The organism is Amycolatopsis jejuensis, from assembly GCF_000717335.1.
Taxonomy (GTDB): Bacteria; Actinomycetota; Actinomycetes; order Mycobacteriales; family Pseudonocardiaceae; genus Amycolatopsis; species Amycolatopsis jejuensis.
This window is the reverse complement of the sequence record NZ_JNYZ01000046.1, coordinates 17,579-39,753: the sequence shown is the minus strand read 5'-3', so window position 1 is coordinate 39,753 and position 22,175 is coordinate 17,579. Positions and strand designations below refer to the sequence as shown.

General features: G+C 69.1%; 20 protein-coding genes and 1 riboswitch. Of the genes, 10 read left to right on the top strand and 10 right to left on the bottom strand.

All coding sequences use genetic code 11. The features are described 5' to 3' along the window. Positions 1-97: 97 nt before the first annotated feature. Both OO71_RS41835 and OO71_RS41830 read right to left on the bottom strand, forming a co-directional pair. A complete protein-coding gene (locus OO71_RS41835) occupies positions 98-1,669 on the bottom strand; it encodes a succinic semialdehyde dehydrogenase (RefSeq protein WP_033295625.1) in 1,572 nt (523 codons plus the stop codon). Continuing rightward, positions 1,666-3,291, bottom strand: coding sequence for a GMC family oxidoreductase (locus OO71_RS41830; protein ID WP_033295624.1), 1,626 nt, complete (start codon positions 3,289-3,291; stop codon positions 1,666-1,668). Before OO71_RS41830 ends, OO71_RS41835 begins: the two co-directional genes overlap by 4 nt. Positions 3,292-3,489: 198 nt before the next feature. Further along, a riboswitch (adenosylcobalamin (AdoCbl) riboswitch) is annotated at positions 3,490-3,583 on the top strand. 45 nt (positions 3,584-3,628) lie between these two features. Here OO71_RS41830 and OO71_RS41825 point away from each other — a divergent pair. The 7 genes from OO71_RS41825 (at position 3,629) to hutI (ending at position 8,649) form a co-directional block, all read left to right on the top strand. Continuing rightward, positions 3,629-3,838: a CbtB domain-containing protein gene (locus tag OO71_RS41825; RefSeq protein WP_033295623.1), complete on the top strand. Its 210-nt coding sequence runs from the start codon at positions 3,629-3,631 to the stop codon at positions 3,836-3,838. 10 nt (positions 3,839-3,848) lie between these two features. Further along, complete coding sequence (locus tag OO71_RS41820) at positions 3,849-4,649, top strand: CbtA family protein (protein ID WP_033295622.1); 801 nt, start codon at positions 3,849-3,851, stop codon at positions 4,647-4,649. Beyond that, positions 4,646-5,311 carry a (2Fe-2S)-binding protein gene (locus tag OO71_RS41815; protein ID WP_033295621.1) on the top strand — a complete coding sequence of 222 codons (666 nt, stop codon included), beginning with the start codon at positions 4,646-4,648 and terminating at the stop codon, positions 5,309-5,311. Before OO71_RS41820 ends, OO71_RS41815 begins: the two co-directional genes overlap by 4 nt. A 101-nt stretch (positions 5,312-5,412) precedes the next feature. Continuing rightward, positions 5,413-6,084, top strand: a complete 672-nt coding sequence (locus OO71_RS51095; RefSeq protein ID WP_162186174.1) for a hypothetical protein — start codon at positions 5,413-5,415, stop codon at positions 6,082-6,084. A gap of 2 nt (positions 6,085-6,086) precedes the next feature. Then, positions 6,087-6,953 (top strand): MBL fold metallo-hydrolase, encoded by an 867-nt coding sequence (locus OO71_RS51090; protein WP_051792986.1) that lies wholly within the window; start codon positions 6,087-6,089, stop codon positions 6,951-6,953. Continuing rightward, positions 6,953-7,492, top strand: coding sequence for a carboxymuconolactone decarboxylase family protein (locus tag OO71_RS51830; protein ID WP_033295619.1), 540 nt, complete (start codon positions 6,953-6,955; stop codon positions 7,490-7,492). Before OO71_RS51090 ends, OO71_RS51830 begins: the two co-directional genes overlap by 1 nt. After that, on the top strand, positions 7,489-8,649 hold the full coding sequence (gene hutI / locus OO71_RS41795; protein WP_033295618.1) for an imidazolonepropionase: 1,161 nt from the start codon (positions 7,489-7,491) through the stop codon (positions 8,647-8,649). The genes OO71_RS51830 and hutI overlap by 4 nt, the downstream gene beginning before the upstream one ends. Here the strand turns inward: hutI and OO71_RS41790 are convergent. The 8 genes from OO71_RS41790 to OO71_RS41755 are packed head-to-tail and all read right to left on the bottom strand — an operon-like array spanning position 8,639 to position 17,487. After that, on the bottom strand, positions 8,639-9,427 hold the full coding sequence (locus tag OO71_RS41790; protein ID WP_051792984.1) for an SDR family oxidoreductase: 789 nt from the start codon (positions 9,425-9,427) through the stop codon (positions 8,639-8,641). The two genes, hutI and OO71_RS41790, sit on opposite strands and share 11 nt — an antisense overlap. 14 nt (positions 9,428-9,441) lie before the next feature. Next, a complete protein-coding gene (locus OO71_RS41785) occupies positions 9,442-10,554 on the bottom strand; it encodes an ABC transporter substrate-binding protein (protein WP_033295617.1) in 1,113 nt (370 codons plus the stop codon). A 43-nt stretch (positions 10,555-10,597) separates the two neighbouring features. Beyond that, entirely contained in the window at positions 10,598-11,758 is a 1,161-nt protein-coding gene (locus OO71_RS41780; RefSeq protein ID WP_033295616.1) for an acyl-CoA dehydrogenase family protein, read from the bottom strand. Then, entirely contained in the window at positions 11,758-13,851 is a 2,094-nt protein-coding gene (locus OO71_RS48025) for an acetate--CoA ligase family protein (RefSeq protein WP_051792982.1), read from the bottom strand. The genes OO71_RS41780 and OO71_RS48025 overlap by 1 nt, the downstream gene beginning before the upstream one ends. Further along, positions 13,851-14,639: an enoyl-CoA hydratase/isomerase family protein gene (locus OO71_RS41770; protein ID WP_033295634.1), complete on the bottom strand. Its 789-nt coding sequence runs from the start codon at positions 14,637-14,639 to the stop codon at positions 13,851-13,853. The genes OO71_RS48025 and OO71_RS41770 overlap by 1 nt, the downstream gene beginning before the upstream one ends. Before the next feature lie 15 nt (positions 14,640-14,654). Continuing rightward, on the bottom strand, positions 14,655-15,740 hold the full coding sequence (locus tag OO71_RS41765) for an ABC transporter ATP-binding protein (RefSeq protein WP_033295615.1): 1,086 nt from the start codon (positions 15,738-15,740) through the stop codon (positions 14,655-14,657). Continuing rightward, positions 15,737-16,627 (bottom strand): ABC transporter permease, encoded by an 891-nt coding sequence (locus OO71_RS41760; RefSeq protein ID WP_051792979.1) that lies wholly within the window; start codon positions 16,625-16,627, stop codon positions 15,737-15,739. Before OO71_RS41760 ends, OO71_RS41765 begins: the two co-directional genes overlap by 4 nt. After that, positions 16,624-17,487: an ABC transporter permease gene (locus OO71_RS41755; RefSeq protein WP_156096822.1), complete on the bottom strand. Its 864-nt coding sequence runs from the start codon at positions 17,485-17,487 to the stop codon at positions 16,624-16,626. Before OO71_RS41755 ends, OO71_RS41760 begins: the two co-directional genes overlap by 4 nt. 261 nt (positions 17,488-17,748) lie before the next feature. Between OO71_RS41755 and OO71_RS41750 the strand changes: the two genes are divergently transcribed. The 3 genes from OO71_RS41750 to OO71_RS41740 all read left to right on the top strand — a co-directional run bounded on the left by OO71_RS41750 (position 17,749) and on the right by OO71_RS41740 (position 22,172). Further along, on the top strand, positions 17,749-18,987 hold the full coding sequence (locus OO71_RS41750; protein WP_033295613.1) for a PucR family transcriptional regulator: 1,239 nt from the start codon (positions 17,749-17,751) through the stop codon (positions 18,985-18,987). Between the two features lie 123 nt (positions 18,988-19,110). Beyond that, a complete protein-coding gene (locus tag OO71_RS41745; RefSeq protein WP_033295612.1) occupies positions 19,111-20,535 on the top strand; it encodes an aldehyde dehydrogenase family protein in 1,425 nt (474 codons plus the stop codon). Beyond that, a complete protein-coding gene (locus tag OO71_RS41740) occupies positions 20,532-22,172 on the top strand; it encodes a thiamine pyrophosphate-binding protein (RefSeq protein ID WP_033295611.1) in 1,641 nt (546 codons plus the stop codon). The genes OO71_RS41745 and OO71_RS41740 overlap by 4 nt, the downstream gene beginning before the upstream one ends. Positions 22,173-22,175: the final 3 nt, after the last annotated feature.

Sequence of the window (22,175 nt, the reverse complement as noted above, 5' to 3'; positions counted from 1 at the left end):
TTGCGTGGGATGCACCGAATGTGGCATTGGTTGCGTGGGATGCACCGAATGTGGCATTGGTTGCGTGGGATGCACCCAATGCCACATTGGGGGCAGGTCAGCGAATCCGGAACCGCCGCATCAGCCGCAGCCCGGTCAGCATGCCTTCCACGTACTTCCCGTACTCCTGCCCCAGCCGCGGACTCATCACCTGCTTCTTCAGCACGGCCAGGTTCTGCACGTCGGTGTACTTGAGCAACCCTTGGTCACCGTGGCGCGCCCCGACACCGGACGCCTTCACGCCGCCGGACGGGGTACCTTTCGCGGCGTACGTGGTGGCGAGACTGTCGTTCACGTTGACATTGCCCGTCTCAAGCCGCGCCGCCACCGCCGAAGCAGCACGGAGGTCGCGGCCCCACACCGAGGCATTCAGCCCGTAGTCAGTGTCATTCGCCAACGCGACGGCCTCGTCCACCGTCCGGTACCGGTGCAAAGCCACCACCGGACCGAAGGTTTCGGTGACCCCGCACAGCATGTCCTTCGTGACACCTTCCAGAATGGTCGGCTCGAAGAATGCCGGACCGAGGTCCGGCCGAGCCTGGCCACCACAAAGGACAGTGGCGCCCCGCGCGACCGCATCGTCCACATGGGACTGGACCCGGCGCAGGTGGTCCACCGAAACGAGCGACCCCATTTCCGGGCCGAAATCGTAGCTGGCCCGGACGTCCAACGCCGCCGCCTTGGCCACGAAAGCGTCCTTGAAGGCGTCGTACCGCGATTCCGGCAGGTAAATCCGCTCGATGTGCATGCAGATCTGCCCGGTATTGCCGAAAGCGCCGAAAATCGCCCCGGAAACGGCCGCGGTGAGATCGGCATCCGGCAACACGATCATCGGGTTCTTCCCGCCCAGTTCGAGACAGCAGCCGATGAGATTGCGGCCCGCCCGTTCGCCGATCACCTTGCCGGTGGCGGTGGACCCGGTGAACATGACGTAATCGGACGCGTCGATCAGCGCAGGTCCGACGTCCGGACCCTCGCCGCACACCACCTGGAAAAGACCGCGCGGCAACCCGGCTTCTTCGAGCAACTGCACGCCGTAAAGCGGCGAAAGCGCGGTTTTGTTGTCCGGCTTCAGCACCACCGCATTACCCGCCATCAATGCCGGAATGGCGTCGGAAATACCGGTGGCGAACGGGAAATTCCACGGCGCAATGATCCCGACGACGCCTTTCGGGACCCGGATTTCCGTCGACGACGACACCACCGGCACCGGTCCACCCCGTCGCCGCGGGGCCAGCAGCCGGGGCGCCCGCCGCAGGTAGTGGCTCATCACCATCGGCGGGTCGCAGGTCTCCTCGATCGCCATCCGCCGGTTCTTGCCGCTCTCGACCTGGATCAGGTCGGCGACGGTCCGCGCCCGGCCGACGAAGAGCGCGTGCGCCCGCTTGAACACGGCGAGCCGCTGCCGCACCGGCAACGCCGCCCACGAAACCTGCGCTGCCCGCGCGGCCTCGAATGCTGCAGAGATGTCGGCGGGACTCGACTGCGGCAGGCCGACCAGCACGTCACCGGTGTAGACCTCGGTGAGCGGCCACGACCCACGCGAACCCGGTACCCGCGCGACGAGCTGCTGCAGAAACGTGTCGGTCACCGAAGCCGGACGGACCGGCCGCGCCGGGCTGAGGGTCATGACGAAACTCCCGAAAGGACCAGCTGCGCGCCCTTCTCACCGATCATCATGCAGGGCGCATTGGTGTTGCCGCCGGTGATCGACGGCATGATCGAGGCGTCGCACACCCGCAGCCCGTCGATCCCGCGCACCCGAAGGTCCGGCCCGACCACCGCCCGCTCGTCCACGCCCATCCGGCAGGTCCCGACCCCGTGGTACACCGAAGTCGCCCGGTTGAGAATCGCGTCCCGCAGCTCCTGGCCACGCAGCCCCGCGCCGGGATGGATTTCCTCCTTCACCGCGCCCCGGAACGCCCGGGCGGCGAAGATCTCGCGCACCATTTCCGACCCTTCGCCGAGTACTTCGAGGTCAGCGGGGTCGGCGAGGTACTGGAAGTCGATGAGCGGCGCGGTACCCGGGTCGGCCGACGCGAGCCGGAGCGTGCCTCGGCTCCGCGGGTAGATCAACGTGGTGAGCACGGTGAGCGCAGGCCGTTTGTCGACCGCATGCCGGATCGGCGCGTCCTGGTTCGGCGACACGTACGCCCACGGCAGCAGGTGCAGCTGCAGGTCCGGGACCGCGCCGGCCTGCGACGTCCGGAGGAACGCGACCGCTTCGAACACCGAGTTCGCCAGGAACGTCGACCCGGGCCGGAGCAGTTCGCGGGCCAGTCCGCGCGCGAAGTACGGCGCGGTGCCCCGGTTCGTGCACGACGACACGTGGAACGTGAGCGCGTGGAACATGTGGTCGTGCAGGTTGTCGCCGACCGGCAGATCCGCGAGCACCTCGATGCCGTGCTCGCGGAGGTGTCCGGCCGGTCCGATCCCGGACAGCATCAGCAGCTGCGGCGACCCGACGAACCCGGCGGAGAGAATGACCTCCTTGCCCGCCCGGACGATCCGCCGCGTGCCGTCCGCGTCCGTCACCTCGACCCCGGTCGCGCGGCCGTTCGAGACCACGACTTTCCGCACCCGTACCCGGGATTGCACCTCGAGGGCCGGGGGAGCGAGGTCACGGAGGTACCCGCGGGAGGCGCTGTAACGCAGGCCGTCGGCAGCGTTCTGCTGCATCCGGCTGACGCCTTCCTGCGACTCCGCGTTGTAGTCGTCGAGGATCTTGCACCCCATCGCGTCCGCGGTCGCGTCGAGGAACTGCAGCGTCCCTGCCTGCGGAACCTTGGCCCGGGTGACCCGGATCGGGCCGCCCGCGCCGCGGAACGCGGTCTCGCCGTCCTCGAAGTCTTCCATCCGCTTGTACGCAGCGTTCACGCCGTCGGCATCCCAGCCGATATTGCCCTCGGCCGCCCAGGAGTCGAAGTTCGCGCGGTTGCCGCGGACGTACACCATCCCGTTCACCGAGCTCGACCCGCCGAGCACCTTGCCGCGCGGCACCGGTATCCGCCGATCGAGAACGTGTTTCTGCGGCACGGAGGAGTAGCCCCAGTCGACCGTCTTCTTCAGCTGGGGCACCGCGTGCAACGGCGCGACCATCCCCGGTTTGCGAAGCAGCAGCCGATCGTCACTCTTACCCGCCTCGAGCACGATCACGCTGGCCCCGGACTCCGCGAGCCGTGCCGCGATCGCGGCTCCCGAGCTGCCCGACCCGACGACCACGTAGTCGGCTTCGCTGGCCCTGCGCGCCATGTCCGCTCCTCGGTCCGCTCGCGCCAAAACTGTAACCTGTTCTAGTTCAAGAACGGTATCGTCTGCCCAGGAGAATGGCAACGTTGCTCCGTTCGGTGTGACCCCGCGCGCACCGGCGGGTAGAACCAGGATGAACCGGACAAAAGTCCACCTCGGGTGATTGACGCCCGGCAGGGGCCGCCGTAGCGTGCTGCACGCGCGACGGCTTCCCGAAGCCGGTGTGAATCCGGCACGGTCGCGCCACTGTGAGTCCTTCCCGCCGGAGGGGCGAGTCAGGTCGAGGAGCCGTCGCCAGGTCCACCCGCAAGGGACGCGTCATCCCGAAGGAGAGCCAGCCATGGCCACCATCCCGGCCGACCGGTCCACCCCGGTCGTTCTTCCCGTGTCGAAAGCCGCGCTGCTGCTCGGCCTCACCGTCGCCGCCGCGCTGCTGCTGTACTACTTCGTCGGCATCGACCAGGGCGCGGTCTCGCTCTTCGGCAGTGACTCGCACGTGCACGAGTTCCTCCACGACGCGCGGCACTTCCTCGGCTTCCCCTGCCACTGAAGCCGCGACCATGCAGAACAAGCTCCTCCTGCGCGGCCTCCTCGCCGGAGCGCTGGGCGGGCTGCTGGCGTTCGCCTTCGCGCGGATCCTCGCCGAACCCCTGATCCAGTCGGCCATCGACTACGAGTCCGGCCGCCACGAAGCCCAGGAAGCACTCGACCGGGCCGCGGGCATCACGGTCGAATCCCACGAGCACGAGCTCTTCAGCCGCGCGGTACAGGGCAACCTGGGCATCGGGATCGGCATGGTGCTCTTCGGGGTCGCCATGGGCCTGCTCTTCGCCGTCGTCTACACGGTGCTGCTCGGCCGTGTCGGCCGCCTCCGCGCCCGGGTGCTGGCCGTGCTGGTGGCCGGTGGCGGATTCCTGTCGGTGTACCTCGTGCCGTTCCTGAAGTACCCGGCCAACCCGCCCGCGGTCGGGGCCGAGGACACCATCGGCGCACGCACCGGGACGTACCTGGTCATGATCATCGCGTCGGTGCTCCTCCTCGTGGCGGCGGTCGTGGCAGGCAAGCGGCTCGCGCCGCGGCTGGGCAACTGGAACGCGACGCTCGCCGCCGGGGCCGGGTTCGTGGTGCTGGCCGCGCTCCTGATGGCGCTGCTGCCGTCGTTCGCCACGGAGATCCCTGGGCCGCTGACCGGCCCGGACGGCCGCGTCGTGTTCCCCGGGTTCCCCGCGGATACGCTGTATGAGTTCCGGCTCTATTCGGTACTGGCCCAGGCGGTCCTGTGGACGACGATCGCGCTCGTGTTCGCCCCGCTCGCCGAGCGGGTGCTGGAGCGTGGCCGGAAGGTCGCCGCCGCGGGGTGAACGTGCTCGCCGGGCTCGGCCCGTTCTTCACCGTCGACACCCATGCGGCCGGGGAGCCACCCGCGCCGTGGCGTCCGCTGCCGGAAGTCCTCGACGACGGCCCGGTGCTGCGCGAACGGATTGCGCAGAACCGGGCTGTGCTGGGCGGTGACTTCGTCGAACTGCGGGTCGCGGCGTCCATTGCGCACCTCGGCCTTGCCGCGCGGCTGCTCTCGCCCGCGCTGGGGCTGGCGGTCGGCGCCGGGGTGGTGCCGGACTATTCGACCGCCTGGTGGCAGCCGACCCTCGGCGGCGCGTTTCCGCTGTCCCTGACGGAAAACCATGTCGCCGGACCCGATCTGGCCGCCACCTTCGCCGAACACGTCGTCCGCGGCCCGCTGGCCCGGCTCGACACCGCGCTGGCCGGGTTTTCGCTGTCCGGAACGATCCGGTGGGGCAATGTCGCGTCCGCGCTGAACGGGGCGGTCACCGTGCTCCGCGCCGAGCGTCCGGAGTGGACGGACCGGCTCACCGGGATCGTTGCCGCGCTGGAAGATCTCCCCGAGCTGGCGGGTACGGCGACGCGCGAGCACGGCCGGTTCCGGCGGCGCAGCTGCTGCCTGTTCTACCGGGCGGCACCGGACCGCGACGGCCCCAAGTGCGGGGACTGCGTACTCACCTGAACAGCTCTGGCACCCAAAGATTTCCGGCGCCCATTGTGCCGCGTGGACAGTGTTTTCCGGCGTCATTGACGGTGCCGCGGCGCGTGTGTTTGATTCGCTTCGTGACCGACGTTTTCGGTTCTCCGTTCGTGTTCGTGGTCGGCGTGACCACCCGCCCGGACGAGAACTCTCAAGAGATGGCCGCCTTCGACCGGTATTACACCGATGTCCATCTCGCCGAGGTCCTGCGGTTCAACAGCGGCTTCGGGCCCGCGGCGCGGTTCGAGGTGACCGAGCCCGACCTGCAGGTACCGCGATGGCTGGCGGCGTACGGCGTCGAAAACGAGCAGGCCGCACGGGATTTCGTGGCGCGGGAGCGGCCCACGTACTCGCCCGGGCCGCCCGCGTGGAAGCGCGCGGAACCGGTGTGGCGGATGCTCTGGCGTACCACAGCGGTGTCCGGGCAGCTCACCGCGCCGCCGACCCGCTTGTCCCTGATCGGGATGAGCCCGCCGCCGGACGCAGATGCGGCCGCGCTCACGGCGTTCGACACCTACTACAGCGAAACGCACCTGCCCGAGATCGTCTCCGGGTTCGGCTACGACCGTGGCACCCGGCTCGAGCTGTGGCACGAATTCCGCCATCCCGACCCGGGTTGCCCGCGGTTTTGCGCGGTGTACGAAGGAACCGGCGCACGGACCGATCCGCCCGCGCCGCTCACGCCCGGACCACCCGCATGGGACAAGCGCGACGTGCGGTGGCGCGTGAAATACCAGCCCCTTTCCGAGGAGTGACAGTGATCCCAGTCGACACCATCCGAGCCGGTGACGTGCACGTGTCGCACCTCAGCGACGGGGCCCTGTCCGGTCCGCGGCGGAGCTGGTTCACCGGCGCGGACCCCGCCGAATGGGTACCCGTGGTGGGGGTGGCCGACCCGGACACGCCGTTCCCGGTGAACTTCGGCGGGTTCGTGATCACCGGCGACGGGCACGTCACCCTGGTCGACACCGGCTGGGGGCACCGCGCGCACGACGTCGCGGGGCTCGACGGCGCCGGGGAGATGCTCGACCGGCTGGCCGGGCTCGGCATCGCGCCCGAAGACGTCGACCGGATCGTGCAGACCCACCTGCACGCCGACCATTGCGGCTGGCTGGTGAAGGACGACGCGTACACACCGACCTTTCCCAACGCCACGGTGTACCTGCACGAAGCCGAGCTGGCCTACTGGACCGGCGACGAGGTCGAGAAGATCGAGGCCAACCGGAAGATGCTCGCCGCGGTGCGGCCGCGCGTCGAGGCGGTGCGGGGCCGGCTGAGTACGTTCGACGGCGAGGTCAAGCTGTCCGATGCAGTGACGATTCTGCCGACCCCCGGCCACACCCCCGGGCACGTGTGCGTGATGGTTTCGGCGGGCGGGCAGACCGTGCTCCTGGCCGGGGATCTCGCCCACCATCCGGTGCATCTGGACCACCATCATTGGCTGCCGGTGATCGATTACGCGCCCGAGCAGTCCGTGGCCAGCCGCGAGTACATTGCCCAGCTGGCCGCCGAGCGGGACGCCGTGGTGCTCGCGCCGCATTTCCCGATTCCCACGCGGGTCCAGGTACAGCTTGCCGCAGGCGGAGGCTTCCACGCGGTCGTCCTCGACCGGTCGGCGTCCTGATGGGGCCGCGGATCGAGCCGGTGCCGGTCGGCGAGTACCACCGCCTCGAAGACGAATTGTTCGGCGACCGGGCTCGGCGGGGGACCGCGAACATTTCCCGTACCTGGGCGCGTAATCCGGGCTTGATGAAGGCCCAGCGAGCGTTGCAGGACTACATCTTCCACGGTTCGACGCTGCCTGCGCGGCATCGCGAGCTGGCGATCTTGCGGATCGGCTGGCGGTGCCAGTCGGCCTACGAGTTCGGCATGCACACCGTCTACGGCCAGGACGCCGGACTGTCCGAAGAGGACGTCGCACGGGTCACCGAAGGCCCGGACGCTCCCGGATGGACAGACTTCGAAGCAACCCTGCTGCGGGCCGTGGACGAACTGCACGAGTCGGCCCGGATCAGCCCGTCGACCTGGGCGCAGCTGGCCGAAACCTATGCGGACGACCAGATCCTCGACCTGCTGGCGGTGGTCGGTCGTTATTGGACGGTCAGCGTCACGCTCAACTCGATCGGCGTGGAGATCGACCCCGGCAAGCCCGGATTCCCGTGACCGCGACGCTCATCACCGGGATCGGACTGCTGGTCACCCAGGATCCGGCGTACGGCGCAATCCCGGCCGCGGCCATGGTCGTCGAGGACGATCGGGTTGCGTGGGTGGGCCCGCAGTCGGCCGCGCCGGACGCCGATCTGCAGTCCGATGTGGACGGTCGCTGTGTGGTTCCGGGCTTTGTGGACAGTCACAGCCACGTCGTGTTCGCGGGCGACCGGGCGGAGGAATTCGCCGCCCGGATGAGCGGCGCTCGCTACACCACCGGCGGAATCGCGACGACCATCCGCACCACCCGCGCCGCTGCCGACGACGCGCTCCTGACCACCGCGGCGAGGCTGTCTCAAGAAGCCTTGGCGTCCGGCACCACCACGCTGGAAGTCAAGAGCGGCTACGGCCTGACCGTCGCGGACGAGGTCCGGTCGCTGAAAGCCGCCGGGAGCGTGACCGACGAGGTCACTTTCCTCGGCGCACACGTGATCCCGCCCGAATACCAGGACCGGCCGGACGAGTACGTCGCGCTCGTGACCGGTCCCATGCTGGAAGCCTGCGCACCGCACGCCAAGTGGGCCGACGTATCGTGCGAGGCAAGCGGATTCGACGCCGACCGAACCCAGGCAGTCCTCGAAGCCGCCCGCTCGGCCGGTTTGGGCTTACGAGTCCACGCCAACCAATTCCATCACGACGAAGGCGTAGCGCTGGCCGTCGAGTTCGACGCCGCAAGCGCCGACCACTGCACGTACCTGACCGATCGCGACCTCGACGCGCTCGCCGGAAGCCGAACCGTGGCAACCCTGCTCCCTGCGGCCGAGTTCAGCACCCGCTCGCCGTATCCGGACGCCCGGAGGATGCTCGGCGCAGGCGTAACCGTCGCACTGGCCACCGACTGCAACCCGGGCTCGGCGTACACGACCAGCATGCCGTTCTGCATTGCGCTGGCCGTGCGGGAAATGGGAATGACGCCCGAGGAAGCGTTGTGGTCAGCTACCCAAGGCGGCGCGCAGGCCCTGCGCCGCGACGACATCGGCCGCCTGTCACCCGGCGCCTACGCCGATGCCGTCGTACTCGACGCCCCGTCGCCGGTGTACCTGGCGTACCGCCCGGGTGTCGCGACTGTCCACTCTGTACTCCGTCGCGGCACCCGGGCGTTCACGCGGTGATCGGCGGCCCGTAGATCTGCTGTCCGAGAGACTGCCCGCCATCGGCAGTGAGGACAGTGCCGGTCACGTAGGCCGCGCGGTCGCTGAGCAGGAACGCAGCCAGGTCGCCGACCTCGTCCGGCGTGGCGAACCGGCCGGACGGCACCGAAGCCAGCACCCGCGCCTTGTCCGAGTCGGACGCCCACAACGCCGCGCCCGCGCCGTCGGTGGACGTGGGCCCGGGGGCAATGCAGTTCAGCCGGATACCGTACCGAGCCCATTCCGCAGCCAGGGTTTTCGACATCGCGACCACCCCGGCCTTCGCCGCTGCACTGTGGACAGTGCCCGGATGACCCGTCCACGCGTACGTCGCCACCACACTCACGATCGCGCCCGGACGTTCCGCCTCGATCAGCCGCCGCGCGACCGCCGACGTACAGTTCCACGATCCATTGAGGACGATGTCGACGACCGCCCGCCAGCCGTTGGGGGACAACCGTTCCGCCGGGGTGACGAAGTTCCCGGCCGCGTTGCTGACCAGCCCGTCGATCCGGCCGAAGCGCTCGACCACGGCGTCGACGCACGACTCGACCGCGACCGGGTCCCGTACGTCGGCCGGGCACGCCAGCGCCGTGCCACCGAGCTCCTCGATGGCCGCCACGACTTTCGCCAGCGGTTCCGGGCGGCGGCCCAGCACGGCGACCGACGCGCCTTGCTCCGCCAGCCGCAGCGCGGTGGCCGCGCCGATCCCGGTCCCGCCGCCGGTCACGAGATAAGCGCGGCCCTGCAGTGATTCCATGAAGTCTCCTCGGCTCAGGTCGCGGCGAACTGCTGGAACCGCTTCAGTACGGCCTCGCGGTTCTGGCCCCACCAGGAGGCGCCGTTCAGGAACTGCACCTCGGCATTCGCCGGGTACGACGGCATGGACTTCGCGAGTTCCTTGTCCATCAGGTCGAGCGCCTTGGTGTTGGCCGGGCCGTTGTTGTAGTTGCTCCACACCGCGGCCTGGATGTCCGGCCGCACGGAGAACTCCGCCAGCTTGAACGCGTTCTCCTTGTTCGGCGCTCCCCGTGGCACCGACCACGACGCCAGCTGCAGCATGCCGCCGTTCCAGGTGAAGTCCAGCGGCGCACCCTGCTTGCGCAGCGCGTCGACCCGGCCGGAGAAGATGCTCGCCGCCGCGGCCTGGCCGCTCACCAGCATCTGACCCGGCTGCGACCCGGTCGTCCACCACTGCGGCACGTTCGGCTTGAGCAATTGCAGCTGCGAGAACGCCTTGTCGAGGTCGATCGGGTACAGCTTGTCCTTCGGCACCCCGGCACTGAGAAGCGCGAACTCGAGGTCCGGCGGCACGCCCTGGTCGGCACCGCGCATCGTGCGCTTGCCGGGGAACTTCGCGACGTCCCACATGTCCTGCCAGCCGGTCAGCTTCGCGCCGCCGATCGCCTTCGAGTTCCAGCCGAGCACCACCGAGAACAGGTAGTAGGTGAGCCACTTCGGGTCCACATAGGCCGGATCGATGCCGGGGATCGTGCGGAGTTTGTCAGGCAGGTCCTCGAAGTAGTCGCGGCCCACCGGGAGCACGGTGGACGGTCCGCCGGCGATCAGGTCCCATTCGACGTTTCCGGTGTCCACCATGGCTTTGATCTTCGCGGTGGTCGGCGGTCCGGAAAGGACGACCTCGATCCCGGTCTCCTTGCTGAACGGGTCGTAGATGTACTTCTTCTCGGCGTCCTGCAGCGCACCGCCCCAGTCCGCGACGACGACGCGTTTGCTGCCGCCGCCGGACCCGCCGCTGCTCCCGCTGCCGCACGCGGCCAGCAGGCCGCTGCCGCCGAGCGCGGCGATCCCGCCGGCCAGCAGCGCGCCGCGCTTGAGCACGCTGCGCCGGGACAGCGGACCGGAGGGGAATCCGTCTGTGCTCATGATGAACCGTCCTTCTTGTCCGGCTCTCGCAGGGGTCCGTCCCCTACGAGAACATTCCACGCTTGAGCAGGTTGCTCGCGATGATCACGCGCTGGATCTCCGAGGTCCCCTCCCAGATCCGCTCGATCCGCGCGTTGCGGTAGGCACGTTCCACATAGGTTTCGTTCATGTACCCGGTTCCCCCGAAGATCTGCAGTACGCGGTCGGCCACCCGGCCGAGTGCCTCGCTCGCGAACAGCTTGGCCGCGGACGCTTTCGCGCTCACGATCTTCGCCGGTTCGCCCTGGTCGGCCGCCCACGCCGCGTGGTAGGTCATCAGCCGCGCGCCGTGCAGGTCGGTCGCGCAGTCCGCGAGCATGAACTGGATTGCCTGGTAGTCCGCGATCGGGCGACCGAACTGCACCCGTTGCTTGGCCCATTCGACGCCCTCGTCGATGAGCCGGGCCATCGGGCCGAGGCACCGCGCCGCGGTCATCACGCGGCCGGCGCTGAGCCCGCCGTGCGCGAGGGAAAAGCCGCGCCCGGGTTCGCCGAGCACATTCTCGGCCGGGACCGCACATTCGTCGAAAAGCAATTCCGCTTGCCGGTACCCGCGGTGGCCCATGGTTTTGTGGATCTGCCCGACGCCGAATCCGGGGGTGCCCTTGTCGACGAGGAATGCGGTGATCCGGTCGTGTTCCCGGTCCGGGTGGGTCACCGCGAACACGATGGCGAAATCGGCGGAGTCGCCGTGGCTGATGAACCGCTTGCGGCCGGTGATCACCCACTGCCCGGCGCGCTGCACCGCGCGGGTCTTGATCCCCGCCGCATCGGAGCCGGTGTCCGGTTCGGTGAGGGCGAAACACCACTGCCGATCGCCGCGCACGGACGGCAGCAGGTACCTTTCGCGCTGGTCACCGACGCATTCGAGGAGGATCCGCGGGGTGGCCGGGACCGCCTCCGCGACGCCGCCGAGCGCACGGAACAGCTCCTCGGTGACCAGCACCTGGCCGAGCACGTCGAGCCCGGCGCCGCCGACGTCCTCGGGCATGCCGAGCCCGTTCAGCCCGAGCGCCACGGCTTTGCGGCGGATCTCGCGTTCGACGTCCTCGGGCAGCCCGTCGTGCTCTTCCACGTAGTCCTCGTGCGGAATGAGCTCTTTGTCGACGAACAGCCGGACCGCCGCGCGGAAATCGCGCAGTTCCTCGGGAATGGTGAAATCCATCAGTCGTGCTGTCCTTTCCCGGCCGGGTCCACGGCGACCAGTGCGTCCAACGCGAGGCAGCCGTTTTCGGTGCAAAGCAGCGGATTGACGTCGAGTTCGGTCACCTCGGGCAGTTCGTGCAGCAGCTGTCCGATCCGGACGACCGCGTCGGCAATCGCGGCGACGTCGGCCGGGGGAGCGCCGCGGTACCCGCGCAGGAGCCGGTTGATCCGGAGCGTGTCCAACGCGGCGATGACCTCGTCGGAACCAAAGGGCCACAACAGTTCCGTGGCATCGGCCAGCAATTCGGTGAGCACTCCACCGGCGCCGATGACGACCAGCGAGCCCGCCGGGTCGTTCCGGCCGCCGACGATCAGCTCGACTCCCGGACTCGCCATCTGCTCGATCCGCACGCGCAGCGGGGTACCGAGCGCCTGACCTCGGTCGATCAGGGCGGCGAAGGCCGTGCGGACGGCGGCTTGATCGGCCAGGCCGGTGATGACGCCGCCGATGTCGGACTTGTGCGTAAGACCAGGCGCTTCCAGTTTCGCGACGACAGGGTAGCCGATCTCCTCGGCTGCCGTCACCGCCGCTTCGAGGTCGCCGACCGATCGGCCGGAAGGGGTCGGAAGTCCGTATAGGGCAAGGAGATCTTTGCCGTTGGTCTCGGTCAGCACCGGCTCTTTGAGCAGACCCAGCGCTTGTTCGCGTAACCCGGATTCCGCCGCGGGAGCGCTGGATCGCGGACGAGGGGTTCCGGCCAGCGCAATGGCCCGCAACGCCGGACGTACTCCGGCCAGCAGCACCACCCCGTGCTCCTCGGCCAGTTCATCGAGGTCACGGACGATGTCGGTGGTCGTGGTGATGAGCGCGACCGGGACGTCGAGCTGGGCCGCGGCTTTGCCCGCGCCGCCGACCATTTCCGGCCATCCGTTACCGGCCAAGGGTTCCGAGTACGTCGGAGCGTCGCCGACGAACGCGACCACGTCCACGTCGGGTGATTCCCCGAACGCACGGGTGGCCTTGGCGTACACGTCGAGCTGACCCCAGGCACCTGCGGTGAGGTCGAGCGGATTGGCGACTGCAGCATGATCCGGGACCACTTCGGCCATCGCCTGCGCCGTCGGCTCGTCCAATTCCGCCAGCGGGACCCCGATGTCCTCGGCCAGGTCGGACAGCAGCCCGCATTCCCCACCCGAGCTGGCGAACAGCCCCAGCGACCGGCCCCGCGGACGACGCGGTGCAGCCAGCAAGCGGCACAACGCAATCATCTCGTCGAGATCGTCCACTCGGTACACCCCGGTCTGCCTGAACAGTGCCGTGTACGCACTATCGCGACCGGCGAGGGTTCCGGTGTGCGCGAGCGTCGCCGCTTCACCGCGCGCCGAACGGCCGACCTTGAGCACGACGATCGCCACGTCCTGCTCAGCCGCCCGCAACGCCAGTTCCCGGAACCGCGGCAGATCGCGTAACCCTTCGATGACGAGCGCGACCACGCGGACCGCCGGGTCGGTCAGGTAGTACTCCAGGCAATCCGCGACATCGACCACTGCCTGGTTCCCCGCCGACACTCCATAAGCGACCGACGGCAGCCGCCCGGACAGCATCGTGGTCAGCGCCATGTTCCCGCTCTGCGCCGCGAGAGCTACCACGCCTTCGGTTTCGGCGTGGCCATAAGGCATTTCAATGCCCCACAACGCCGCCCGCCCCCGATAGCTTGCGACCCCGAGGCAGTTAGGCCCCACCACTGGTATCCCGGTCTTGAGCCGTTCCTGCAACGCCCGGCCCGCCGCGTCGCGCTCGGCGAACCCGGCGGCGTACGCCACCATCGCGCCCACACCGAGTTCCGTGGCCTCGTCGACAAGGTCCGGAATGGACGGTGCCGGGACTGCCAGGGCAACGGCGTCCGGCACTTCCGGCAGGTCGCGCAATGCCGGGTACGCCGCCACTCCGTCCACTTCGGAGTGTCGCGGATGGACGGCGTACAACCGCCCCGCGAAGCCGAGACTTCGCGTATTGCGCAGCGTCCGCAGACCGTAGCCGCCCTTGGGGGAGGCGCCGACCACGGCGATGCTGGCCGGCCGGAACAGCCGGTCGAGAGGGTGTCCGGTCATCATCGCCCCACGAAAACCGGCGCACGGTGCTCCAGCGCGGCCTTGAGGCCCTCGGCCTTGTCCTCGGTCGGCACGCAGAACAGCGCACCTCGCTGCTCGTTGCGCAAGGCCTCTTCGATCCCGACCGTGTACCCGCGGCGGATGTTCTGCTTCGCCTGTCCAATCGCGACAGTCGGCCCGGCCGCGAAAATCCGCGCCTGTTCCATTGCCCGGTCCAGTAGTGCTTCCGGCTCGGTGACCTCGCTGACCAGACCGATGCGCAGCGCTTCAGCCGCGTCGAAGATCCGTCCGGTGTAGATCAGTTCCGCGGCCCGCGCCTCGCCGACGAGCCGGGGGAGCAGGTATGACCCACCGGCATCCGGGCAGATGCCGCGCTGGGTGTACACCTCGCCGAACCGGGCGGCAGTGGAGGCGAACCGCAGGTCGGCGGTGAGTGTGAGGTCCATCCCGGCGCCCACCGCGACGCCGTTCACCGCCGCGATCACCGGTTTCGGCAGCCAGTACAGCCGGGCGATGGTGCGGTGCATTTTGGCCGGCCACGATTCCTGGTCCGCGTCCGAGCCGCTGGCCCACTCCTTGACGTCGGCGCCCGCGCAGAACCCGCGTCCGGCGCCGGTGAGCACGATCGCGCGGACCGCCGGGTCGCGACCGGCCAGCATCACGACGCGGTCGAGCTCGTCGATGTCGCGGCTGGCGATGGCGTTGAGCCGGTCCGGCTTGTTCAGCGTGAGCACGCCGACCGCGCCGTCCATCCGCCAGGTCAGGCTGTCCAGCCCGGAAATCTCCATGAACACTGTCTCCGATCAGAGGACCTTGAGCAGGAACCGGCCGTCTTCCGGCGTCCAGGTGAGCCATTGCGAGCTGCCCGGACCGAGCCCGTGCGCGGCCGCCGCGGGTACCGAAACCTGGAACTGGGCACCGGCCTCGGCCCGCAGGTGAACCTCCACTTGGGAGCCGAGGTACACCGTCGTCTCCACCGTGCAGCCGACCGCGTTCACGTCGGCCGCCTCCGGCTGGGCGTCGGCGAGCCGGAACCGCTCCGGGCGGATCATGAACTCGCCGTCGGGCTCGGTGCAGCTGTCGTTCTCCTTCGCCACCAGCACCGGACCGGTGACGCCCTCGACCTCCAGCACGGTCTGCCGCCCAGTACCGGTCCGCTTGGCAGGCAGGCACACCGACTGGCCGAGGAACTTCGCGACGAACGAGTTGGCCGGTCGTTCGTAGATCTCGCCTGGGGACGCAGTCTGCTGCAGAACGCCTTGGTGCATCACGGCAATCCGGTCGGACAGCGCAAGTGCCTCGTCCTGGTCGTGCGTCACGTACATGACGGTGGCGCCGATCCGCTGCTGCAACGACTTCAGCTCGAGTCGCATGTGGTCACGCAGGTTGCGGTCCAGCGCGCCGAGCGGTTCGTCCATCAGCAGCACACTGGGGTCGAACACGAATGCTCTCGCCAGCGCGACCCGCTGCTGCTGCCCGCCGGACAGCTGCCGCGGAAACCGGTCGCGGTACTGCGAAAGCTGCGTCATGGTCAGTACGCGATCCACCTGCTGCGCGATGTCGTCGCGGCGCCGCTTGCGCATCTTGAGCGGGAAGGCGACGTTCTGTGCCACTGTCATGTGCGGGAACAGCGCGTAATTCTGGAACACCAGGCCGATGTTGCGTTTCTCCGGTACCTCGTGCGTGACGACGCGCCCGGCCAGCCGGATCTCACCGGCGGTGGCCGCTTCCAGCCCGGCCAGCATCCGCAGCGTCGTCGTCTTGCCCGACCCGCTCGGGCCGAGCAGGGTCACGAACTCGCCCTCGGCGATCCCGAGGTCCAGGTCGCGGACCGCGGAGAAGTCCCCGTAGGACTTGTGGATGTCGTCGAAGACCACCAAATCGGTCATGCCCGGCGCTCCCGTCGCTCCTTCAGGGCCTTGATCAGTTCTGCCACCAGGAAAAGCCCGGTGCACACGACGATCAGCACGGTCCCGGCCACCGCGACGGTCGGGCTGATGTCGTAGCGGACGCTGTCCCACAGCTTCCGGGCGAGCGTGATCGACCCGCTGCCGGAGACGAAAAGAATGATCACCGCTTCGTCGAAAGCCACCACGAAGGCGAACAGCGCACCCGCGGAAATCGCGGACGTCAGCTGCGGCAAGGTGATCCAGCGCAATGTCCGCGTCATACTCGCGCCGAGGGTCCGGGCCGCGTTTTCCAGTTCCGGATCGAACTGCTGCAATGCATTCGACACTGCCACGAGCACATATGGCACACCCATCACCGAATACGCCACGGAAATGAGCACCCATTCGCCGATCACATGGAGCTTGGCGAACACGAAGTAGTAGCTCATCGCCAGCACGATGATCGGCACGACGATCGGCGAGTACAGCAACGCGAACGCCAGTGCCTTGCCGCGCGCCCGGCTCCGGCCCAGCCCCCATGCGGCGAGCGTGCCGGTGACCGTCGCGATGAGTGCGGCGAGACCGGCGATCTTCGCGCTTTGCGTGGTCGCGGACACCCAGTCGACGTTCGAGAAGAATTGCTCGTAATGCCGCAGCGACCAGCCTTCCAGCGGGAAAGACAGGTAATCGACGCTGTTGAAGGATTCCACCACCACGATGAGGATCGGCACGATCAGAAATCCGAGCACCAGCGCCACGACAATGCGCAAGCCCCAGCGCAGGACCCGTTCCAGCGGCGTTGCGGGCATTCGGTTCCGGCGCGGCGGCGCGGCGGTTTTCGGCGGAGTGGTGGCGGTTTCCGGCTCGGTGGTCATCGTGGTGCTCACAGGGTCACCAGTCCCTTCACCTTCGTCAGCCGCTGGACCACGAGCGTGAGCACCACGGCGACGACCAGCAGCAGCGCGGCGAGCGCGGCCGCCATTCCCCAATCGAAGGTGACCTGCACGTTCTGCGCGATCACCACCGCGATCGTGCTTTCTTTGGGGCCGCCGACCAGCGCGGGCGTGACGTAGAAGCCGAGGCCGATCACGAACACGAGCATCCCGCTGCTGACCGCGGCCGGAACCGCGAGCGGCAGGTACACCTTGGTGAACGCGCGCACCGGCCCCGCGCCGAGACTGCGCGCGGCCCGCACGAGCGAGCCGTCGATCTGGTCGAGCGTGGCCTTGATGATCAGGATCGGGAACGGCAGGAGGATGTGCGTCAGCGCGATAACCACCGCGCTTTCGCTGTACAGCAGGCCTTGGCTGCTGCCGGTGAACGGCGCGAGCAACCTGGTCACCACGCCGTTGTCACCCAGCAGCACCATCCACGCGAACGACCGGACGAGTACGCTGGTCCAGAACGGGATCACGACGAGCAGCAACAGGATCCGGGTCAGCCGCGGGGTCGCGCCGGAGAGGAAGTACGCCACCGGGAAGCCCAGCACCACGGTCAGCACGGCGACCTCGACCGACATCCGCACGGTCACCCACAGTGCGTGCCAGATCGCCGGATCGGCGGCGGCCCGGGAGAAGTTGCCGAACCCCGCCTCCGGTTCGGTGAACGCGCGGACCAGCATCGAGCCCACCGGGTAGGTGTACACCAGGAGCATGAAGAGCACCGGCAGTCCCAGCGCGACAGTCGTGAACGACGGCCGCCACCGCGTGCGGGCCGTCGGCACCGTCGGCGACACTGCAGACGTCACCAGGACTCACCGTCCCTCCGTTGGGCTGGCGGATCGCTCCGCGGTTGTGGCCACAGTCAACGATCACCGCGCCCGGATGTCATGGGGGTACTGCCACAAAGGTGTTCTGCCGGTGCTGTGTCCGCCGCACAGTCCGCAGGCCGGGGGCCGGAAATCCCCGTCCCGCGCGGCGAATTCCGGCATGTTGACAAGCGCAACACCCTTGACGGCCGCGTCCGGAATGGGCAGGATCGACGGACATCCCGGGGGCTGGAGGATCTCGTGCTGAAACAGGACCTCTTCCCCGCGGTGGCCGCGAATCTGCGCAGCGCGTCCACGCCGATCGCCAACGAGTTCGTGCGCCGGCACGTGTCCGGACCGGACTCGACCACGGGCGATCGGCAGGCCCCGGTCGAGATCTTCGAGGTCGCGCAGCGGATCGTGCAGCTGTGCGTCGACGCGCTCGGCGGCGAGGAGTCCGCGGCGGATTTCCCGTCGGTGCGCGGCGCCCGGATCGCGCTGCAGGGCAAACCGGTGGCCGAGGCCGTCGAATGGCTGCGCTCGCTGGAACGCGTGATCACCGACCACGTGCTGGCCGAGGCCGGGCTCGGGATGGCCGAGGCGCGGTCGGTTCTGGCCCGGCTCGGCGAGCTGTTCGACGAGCTGTGCGCGCACGAGCTGGAGTCGTTCAGCAGCACGTACGAGGAGCTGTCGAGCTGGCATTCCCGCGTGGGCACCGATCTGCTCGGCTGCCTGGTCGCGGGTGCGCCGGTGGACGCGAGCACGGTGAACAACCACGCGCGCGTGCTCAACATCAACCCGCACCAGCCCTTTCGTGCGTTCGCCGCGTACCACGAACCGCCGGTCGGCCTGCAGCAGTGGGCGCGGGCGCGGCGGCGGGTGCTGGAGGTGCTGTGGCGGCACGATCCGCAGCGCGAGGCGCTGATCCGCGACCGGCCGGGCGTGCTGCTCGCGCTCGTGCCGATCAACCGCGAGGGACCGGGCCTGGTCGAGCTCTTCGGCAAGATGCTCGGGGAGGAGCCGGGGCGGTCGCTGTTCATGTCGGCAGGCGAGCCGGGTGATTCGCTCGCCGCGGCCGGGCACAGCTGCCGCCAGGCGCTGTCCGCGCTGGAAATCGGCATCTACCGCGGCCAGCGCGGCCGGGTCACCCAGTGCACCGAGGTGATCCTCGAGGTGCTGCTGGCGCACAACCGGTGGGTGTCGCGGCGGATCATCGACACCCGGATCGGGCCGCTGGTGGAAAAACCCCACCTGCTCGAGACGCTGCGCGTGTACATCCAGTGCGACATGGCGTTGCAGCGTACCGCGGAGGAGCTCGTGGTGCACCCGAACACGGTCGCGTACCGGCTGCGGCAGATCGCCATGCTCACCGGACGGGACATGCGCCGCACCGTCGACATCGGCGACCTCAGCGTGGCACTGATGGCGCTCGACGCGGTGCAGATGCGCAAGGACCAGGACGACGGCGTCACCGACCTGCGGGCGCGGCTGTTCGCCTGAGCCCTGCTGTGTGCGGGCCATAAGGCGCGGCGGAATTCTTTGGGCCGCCGGCCGGGACCGGCGGCGGCGATTCGACTTTACGCTTGGCCACCGATCACCCCGGTACGGCTTGAGCGGAGCGCCATGGACCACCGCGCGGATACCTATCTCGACGGGAAGTGGGTCGAGAGCACGGGCGAGGACGTCATCGCCGTGCTCGACCCGAGTACCGGGCACTGCATTGCGACCGTGCGGGAATGCGGCGCCGACGACGTCGACGCGGCGGTTTCGGCAGCGCAGCGGGCGCGGCCGGTGCTGCGCGCGATGCCGGTCGCCGAGCGGGCGGCGCTGCTGGAGCGGATTGCCGACGGGCTGGAGCAGCGCGAAGAGCTGCTCGCGGACACGATCTCGCGCGAAATGGGCATGCCCCGTAAGCATTGTGCGAGCTACCAGGTGCAGACCGCGGTGCGGACCTTCCGCAACAGCGCCCGTGCGCTCGCGGACGTGGAGTTCAGCGGCATTCTCGGACATTCGGTGGTACGCCGGGAGCCGGTGGGAGTGGTCGCGGCGATCACGCCGTGGAACTTCCCGCTCCTGCAGACCGCGGCGAAAATTTCCCCGGCGCTGGCGGCCGGGTGTCCGGTGGTGCTCAAGCCGAGCGAGATCACCCCGCTCGACGCTTACGTGCTGGCCGAGGTGGTCGACGAGGCCGGTGCGCCGCCGGGAGTGTTCAACCTGGTGCAGGGCAACGGGTTGACGGTCGGCGAGCATGTCGTCCGGCATCCGGGTACGACGATGATTTCGCTGACCGGGTCGACGCGTGCGGGCCGCCGGGTGTCGGAGGTCGCGGCTGCCGCGGTGAAGCGGGTATCGCTGGAGCTGGGCGGGAAATCGGCGTCGGTGGTGCTGCCCGGCGGTGACCTTGAAGCGGCGGTCGCCGGGTCGGTGCGGACGGTGATGATCAACAGCGGGCAGGCGTGTACCGCGCTGGCCCGGCTGCTGGTGCCGTTCCAGGATCTGGCCGAGGCCGAACGGCTGGTGGCCGAGACGATGGCGGCGTACGTCGTCGGCCCCGCCAGTGACCCGGACGCCGACGTCGGCCCGCTGGCCAGTTCGGCGCAGCGGCACCGGGTCAACGAGCACCTTGAACGCGCGCCGGTGGACGGGGCACGGGTGATCTGGGCGTATCCACCGGACACCCTGCCGAAGAATGGTTTCTTCGTGCCGCCGACGGCCTTTGCGGTCAACGACCCGCGGATTGCGGTGGCGCAGCAGGAGGTGTTCGGGCCGGTGTTGTCGGTGATTCCGTACACCGACGAGGAGCACGCCGTTTCCATCGCCAACGGCACGGAGTACGGCCTGACCGCTGCGGTGTGGGCGGACGGCGACGAGCCCGCGATGCGCGTAGCCGACCGGATCGACGCGGGCAGCATCGCGGTCAACGGGGCGCCGTTCAACGGGCTGGCACCGTTCGGCGGGATGAAGCAATCGGGCCACGGCCGGGAGCTGGGGGTACACGGGATCATGGAGTTCACCGAGGTCAAGTCGATCCAGCGGCGGCCGATGTGAGCGCGCGGACCGGTGGGGACGCCGTCTACGAGGCCTTGGGCGCGCTCGGCGTCTCGCATCTGTTCGCCGTGGCGAGTGTGCACAACCTGCCCGTTCTCGACGCGATCCGGCGCCGGGGCGGGATCCAGGTGGTCAACGTGCGGCACGAGCAGTCCGCGGTGCATGCCGCCGACGGGTACTACCGGACCACCGGACGGCTCGGCGTCGCGCTCGCGTCCACCGGCCCGGGCACGGCCAATGCGATGGGCGGTCTGTTCGAAGCGAACTTCGCCGGGTCGCGGGTGTTGCTGCTGACTGGCCAGGTCGAGACCCGGTTTTACGGGCAGGGTAAGGCGTTTCTGCACGAGGCCGAACAGCAGGTGCCGATGCTGCGGACGGTCACCCGCGACACGTGGTCGGTCCGGCGGGCGGAGGACATCGCCTCGTCGGTGATCGACGCGGGCCGCGCGACCGGCGTCGGGTACCCGCGGCCGACGGCGGTGGAGATCCCGATCGACCTGCAGTACGCGACGGTCACCGCTCCGGTGCCGGAGGTCGCGCCGATCGTGCGGGCGGTGCCGGACGCGGGGCGAATCGTTTCGGCGGCTGAACTGCTGGCGTCGGCCCGGCGTCCGCTGGTGTGGTCGGGCGGCGGAGTGCTGAGCGCGGGCGCTTGGCCGCAGTTACGGGATTTCGTGCGGCGGCTGGGGATTCCGGTGGTCACGACCGTGCAGGGGCGGGGTGCGCTGGCCGAGGACGATCCGCTGTGCCTCGGGGCATTTCCCGCGGTGCCGCCGTTGCGGGAGATCGTGGAGCAGGCTGATGTCGTACTCGCTGTCGGGACCCGGTTCCAGCAGTACAGCACCGATCACTGGCAGTTGCGGCTGCCGTCTCGGCTCATTCACGCCGACGCGAATCCGGCGGTGTTCGGCCGGTCATATCCACCTGCGGTGACGTTGGCCGGGGATGCGGGGGAGACGCTGTCTCTACTGGATGCAGCAGTTTCGGCTGGTTCGGTGGATCCGTCGTGGCTGCCGTCCGCCCGGAAAGCGGCGGACGAAGCGCGCGCGACCATGCTGGGTCGGCTGGGGCCGGATCACCGGGCGCTGGCCGAGATCATCCGCCGGCTGCTGCCGCGCGCCGGTGCAGTGGTGCGGGATTCGACGGTACCGGCTTATGCGTGGGGTGACCGGTTGCTGTCCATTGTGGAGCCGCGGACGTCGCTGAACCCGGCGTCGGCGGCCATTGGTCCCGGTTTGCCGTTGGCGCTGGGGGCCGCGGTGGGGCTGGGGGAGCGTTGTGTCGTGCTCCACGGCGACGGCGGCATCATGCTGTCCATCGGGGAACTGTCCACATTGGCCCAGTTCGGCTTGCCGGTGACGGTGTGCGTGTTCAACGACCGCGGGTACGGCGTGCTGCGGAACGTACAGCGGGCGACCTTCGACGGTGCACGCAACGACGTCGATCTGTCCACTCCGGACTTTGTCGCACTGGCTGCGGCAATGGGGATTTCCGGCGAGCGGGTCACCGATGCCGCCGGGTTCGAAAAGGCCTTTGCGCGGTCGGTCGACAGCAGCGGGCCGTTCGTGCTCGAAGTGGACCTGACCGCGCTGGCCCCGATGGAGACCACCACCGGCCGGTATCGGCTGCTGAGCTGACAT

Bases quoted from the DNA above. Each gene is read 5' to 3' on its own strand.
- OO71_RS41770 (WP_033295634.1), bottom strand. From the start codon at position 14,639: ATGGAGATTTCCGGGCTGGACAGCCTGACCTGGCGGATGGACGGCGCG.
- OO71_RS48025 (WP_051792982.1), bottom strand. From the start codon at position 13,851: ATGACCGGACACCCTCTCGACCGGCTGTTCCGGCCGGCCAGCATCGCC.
- OO71_RS41835 (WP_033295625.1), bottom strand. From the start codon at position 1,669: ATGACCCTCAGCCCGGCGCGGCCGGTCCGTCCGGCTTCGGTGACCGAC.
- OO71_RS41790 (WP_051792984.1), bottom strand. From the start codon at position 9,427: ATGGAATCACTGCAGGGCCGCGCTTATCTCGTGACCGGCGGCGGGACC.
- OO71_RS51830 (WP_033295619.1), top strand. From the start codon at position 6,953: ATGGGGCCGCGGATCGAGCCGGTGCCGGTCGGCGAGTACCACCGCCTC.
- OO71_RS41830 (WP_033295624.1), bottom strand. From the start codon at position 3,291: ATGGCGCGCAGGGCCAGCGAAGCCGACTACGTGGTCGTCGGGTCGGGC.
- OO71_RS41765 (WP_033295615.1), bottom strand. From the start codon at position 15,740: ATGACCGATTTGGTGGTCTTCGACGACATCCACAAGTCCTACGGGGAC.
- OO71_RS41785 (WP_033295617.1), bottom strand. From the start codon at position 10,554: ATGAGCACAGACGGATTCCCCTCCGGTCCGCTGTCCCGGCGCAGCGTG.
- OO71_RS41780 (WP_033295616.1), bottom strand. From the start codon at position 11,758: ATGGATTTCACCATTCCCGAGGAACTGCGCGATTTCCGCGCGGCGGTC.
- OO71_RS41825 (WP_033295623.1), top strand. From the start codon at position 3,629: ATGGCCACCATCCCGGCCGACCGGTCCACCCCGGTCGTTCTTCCCGTG.
- OO71_RS41820 (WP_033295622.1), top strand. From the start codon at position 3,849: ATGCAGAACAAGCTCCTCCTGCGCGGCCTCCTCGCCGGAGCGCTGGGC.
- OO71_RS41745 (WP_033295612.1), top strand. From the start codon at position 19,111: ATGGACCACCGCGCGGATACCTATCTCGACGGGAAGTGGGTCGAGAGC.